Raw genomic sequence first — 3860 nt, 5'->3', positions numbered from 1 at the left:
CGCGCAGGACCGGCACGCCGCGTGCGGCCAGGGTCGCCGCAATCGTGTCGCACGCGGCATCGCCCAGGCCGACCAGGGCCAGATCGTCAGGTCCCTGGTGATCGAAAATGTGGGCCTTGGCCGCGGCGTACCCCGCCATGTCGCCGTGTCGATCCAGATGATCGGGCGTCAGGTTCAGCAGGCAGGCGACATCGGCGTGGAACTGGTCCAGCCGTTCGAGCATGTAGGACGACATCTCAAGCACATAGACGCCGTTATCGGGCAAAAGCGGCAGGGAGAGGGCGGCGGGGCCAAGATTGCCGCCGGCGGCGACCGGAAAACCGGCGCGCTCGAGCAGGTGGGCCAGCAGAACGGTCGTCGTTGACTTGCCGTTCGTACCGGTAATGGCGGCGAAACGGGCCCGGGAGCCGGCTGCCCGAACCGCGCGAAAGAGGATTTCCGCGTCGGAGAGCACCGGGAGGCCCGCGGCAACGGCGGCGGCCGCCACGCCATGGGCGCGTTCGCCGCGATGGGGAATGCCGGGCGAAAGGACCAGCGCATCCACCGTCGCGAGATCCGCGATCGGCGCGATCCGCGCGCCGATAGGCAGGGCGCCGACCGCCGCCCGGGCGGTATCGGAATCATCCCACGCCACCACCTCGGCGCCCATGGCGGCCAGCGCGCGCACGCTGGCTTCGCCATTACGGCCGAGCCCGAGAACGGCGAAGCGCTGCCCCGCGAGCAGGGTGGGTGGGAACGCGGTCATCGGATTTTCAGCGTCGCCAGCCCGAACAGGCCAAGCACGATCGCGACGATCCAGAACCGGATCACGATCTTGGGCTCCTGCCAGCCGAGTTTTTCAAAATGATGATGCAGGGGCGCCATCAGGAACACACGCCGCCCCGTACGCTTGAACCAGAAGACCTGAATGACGACCGACGCCGTTTCAAGGACGAACAGGCCGCCCACGATGCACAGGACCAGTTCATGCTTGACCGCCACGGCGACCGAACCAAGGGCACCGCCCAGCGCGAGCGATCCGGTATCGCCCATGAACACGGCCGCCGGGGGGGCGTTGAACCAGAGAAAGCCGAGGCCCGCGCCGATCAGTGCTGCCAGAAACACCGCCAGTTCGCCCGTGCCCGGCACGGCGTGCAGTTGAAGGTAATCCGCGAAGACGTGGTTGCCGACCAGATAGGCGATCAGAGAGAACACCAGGGCTGCGATGATCACCGGGCCGATGGCCAGCCCGTCCAGCCCGTCGGTAAAGTTCACCGCGTTGCCGAAACCGGCGATCGTCAGCATGGCGAACAGCGGAAAGGCGAAACCCAGAGGCAGCAGAAGGTCCTTGATGAACGGAAAGGCCAGCTGGTTCGCCAGTTCGGCGGGCATCAGATGTTCAAGCCACCAGCCACCGGCAAGCGACACCCCGAACTCGATGCCCAGTCGCGTGCGTGCCGACACGCCTTTCGTGTTGCGCTTGGATAGCTTGAGGTAGTCGTCCCAGAACCCCACCGCGCCAAACGCGGCCGTGATCAGCAGCACGCCCCAGACGAAACCGTTGCTGAGGTCCGCCCACAGCAGGGTTGCGACGAACCAGGCGATCAGGATCAGCATGCCGCCCATCGTGGGCGTGCCCGCCTTTTCCAGAACGTGACGCTCCGGCCCGAGGGCGCGGATCGGCTGGCCGCCGCGCTGGATGCGCTTGAGGCGCGCGATCAGTGGGTTGCCGAGCACCAGACTTATGATCAGCGCGGTCAGGCACGCACCACCCGAGCGGAAGGTGATGTAGCGGAAGACATTGAAGATCGTGGTGGTGTGCACGCCGCCGTCATGGGCCGCGATCAGGTTATAGAGCATCGCTCCGCTTCATCTCCCAGTCGTCAGGGCGGACACGACATCACGCATGCGGCTGCCCAGGCTGCCTTTGACCAGAACCACGTCGTCCGGTCGAAGCGCTGTCACCACATGCGGCGCCAGACTCGCGGCGTCCGGTGCCCACGCGCCGCGTATAGCCTCTGGCGCCGCGTCGAAAAGCCCCTTCATGTGGGGACAGCAGCAAAAAAGCAGGTCGACGTTCGCCGTGACGGCCGGCAGCAGGGCCAGATGCTCGGCCTCGGCAAAGGTCCCCAGCTCGCGGATGTCCCCCAGAACGGCCACGCGGCGGGCGGACGGCAGAAGCCCCAGCACTTCGAGCGCCGCGATGGTCGAAATACGGGACGCGTTATAACTTTCGTCCAGAAGCTGGGCCGCGCCGGCAAGGACGGGGCGCAGTGCACCGCGCCCGTCACCCGGTCGGAACGTCGCCAGCGCCGTTATGCCGGGGGCGGGGGCGAGGTCCAGTGCGACGAGCGCACCGATCGCCAGTGCGGCATTGCGCGCGAGATGGGCGCCCGGCGCGGCCAGGGTGACGGCGTTGTCCCGACCCTCCACGGTGACGCGAAAGGCGCTGCCGTCCGGGCGCAGATGAACATCGTCCAGCCGGATGTCGGCTGCGTCCCCGGAGCCCACACGCAGAATGCGGGCGTCGCCCTGTCGCGCGGCCTCGTCGAGCCGGTCCTGTCCGGGGGCGTCCATCGGCACGACGGCCACGCCCCCGCGAAGTGCTGCCAGAAGGCTCGCCTTCTCCCGCGCGATCGCGTCGAGACTGCCCATATTGCCGATATGCTGGGCCGCGATCGTGGTGATCACCGCGACGTCGGGGCGGATCATGGCAGCCAGCGGCGCGATCTCGCCCGGGTGGTTCATACCCACCTCGGCCACGCAGAACGGCGCCTCCGGTGGCATGCGCGCCAGAGTCAACGGAACGCCCCAGTGATTGTTGTAGGAGGCGACCGAAAAATGGGTAGGACCATAAGCACCCAGCGCCGTGCGCAGCATCTCCTTGGTTGTCGTCTTGCCGACGCTGCCGGTGATGGCGACGACACGGCCGCCGAAACGGGCGCGCGCAAAGACGCCCAGCGCACCGAGGGCGGCCAGGGTATCGGGCACGACCAGCGCGCGCGGGTCCTGCGTCGCCCGCGCGTCGTGCACCATGACGCAGGCCGCACCGCGCTCGAAGGCCGCGGCGACATGGGCATGGCCGTCGCTGTTGTCACCGACGAGCGCGATGAACAGGTCGCCCGGCTGCACGGTGCGCGTGTCGATCGATACACCGGTCACCGCCACGTCATCGGCGCCGGCGAACCGGCCGCCGGTGGCGCGTTCCAGATCCGCACGGGTCCAGAGCGCGCTCATGCGTACACCGACGGGGCCTGACCCGCGAGGGTGCGCAGGGTCGCGCAGTCGTCGAACGGATGGACCACGCCGCCGACGATCTGTCCCTGCTCGTGGCCCTTGCCCGCGACGACCAGCAGGTCGCCCGCCCGCAGCATCGCCAGTCCTTCCGCGAGCGCCCGGGCCCGGTCGCCGATCTCAATCGCGCCGGGTGCGGCCTCCAGGATCGCGTGCCGGATCGAGGCCGGATCCTCTGAACGCGGGTTATCGTCGGTGACGATGGCGACATCGGCCTGTGCCGCGGCGACGGCGCCCATCAGCGGACGCTTGCCGCGATCGCGGTCGCCGCCGGCCCCGAAGATACAGATCACCCGGCCCGTGGCGTGTGGCCGCACGGCGTCGAGCAGCCGGTGCAGGGCGTCGGGCGTGTGGGCGTAGTCCACGTAGGCGGCCGCACCGTTGGGCAGAAGGACCGCGCGCTCCATGCGGCCGCGTACGCCGCGCAAGGTCGCCAATCCGTCCAGCGCGCGGTCTACGTCGGCCTCGTCCGGTCCGGCCAGAGCGGCGGCGAGCAGCGCGTTGTCGACCTGAAACCGGCCCAGAAGCGGCAGGACGATCGTCCGCCGCGCACCGCCGACGTCCAGAGCCAGCGTCTGGCCTTCGGG

General features: G+C 68.8%; 4 protein-coding genes. All 4 read right to left on the bottom strand.

Annotated features, from left to right (window positions below; all coding sequences use genetic code 11):
- A partial coding sequence (locus tag HUK82_RS15045; protein WP_256127046.1) for a Mur ligase family protein occupies positions 1 to 745 on the bottom strand: 745 nt, incomplete at its 3' end.
- The gene (mraY, locus tag HUK82_RS15040) at positions 742 to 1839 is read right to left on the bottom strand and encodes a phospho-N-acetylmuramoyl-pentapeptide-transferase (protein ID WP_176614725.1); all 1098 of its coding nucleotides are present in this window, start codon (positions 1837 to 1839) and stop codon (positions 742 to 744) included. The genes mraY and HUK82_RS15045, both read right to left, overlap by 4 nt.
- 9 nt (positions 1840 to 1848) lie before the next feature.
- The gene (locus HUK82_RS15035; protein WP_176614724.1) at positions 1849 to 3216 is read right to left on the bottom strand and encodes a UDP-N-acetylmuramoyl-tripeptide--D-alanyl-D-alanine ligase; all 1368 of its coding nucleotides are present in this window, start codon (positions 3214 to 3216) and stop codon (positions 1849 to 1851) included.
- The coding region (locus tag HUK82_RS15030) for a glutamate ligase domain-containing protein (RefSeq protein ID WP_305144414.1) at positions 3213 to 3860 on the bottom strand (648 nt) is incomplete at its 5' end. The genes HUK82_RS15035 and HUK82_RS15030, both read right to left, overlap by 4 nt.

Origin of the sequence: Ameyamaea chiangmaiensis (genome assembly GCF_013376175.1) — a bacterium.
Classification (GTDB): domain Bacteria; phylum Pseudomonadota; class Alphaproteobacteria; order Acetobacterales; family Acetobacteraceae; genus Ameyamaea; species Ameyamaea chiangmaiensis.
This window is presented reverse-complemented; position numbering and strand designations above follow the sequence as displayed.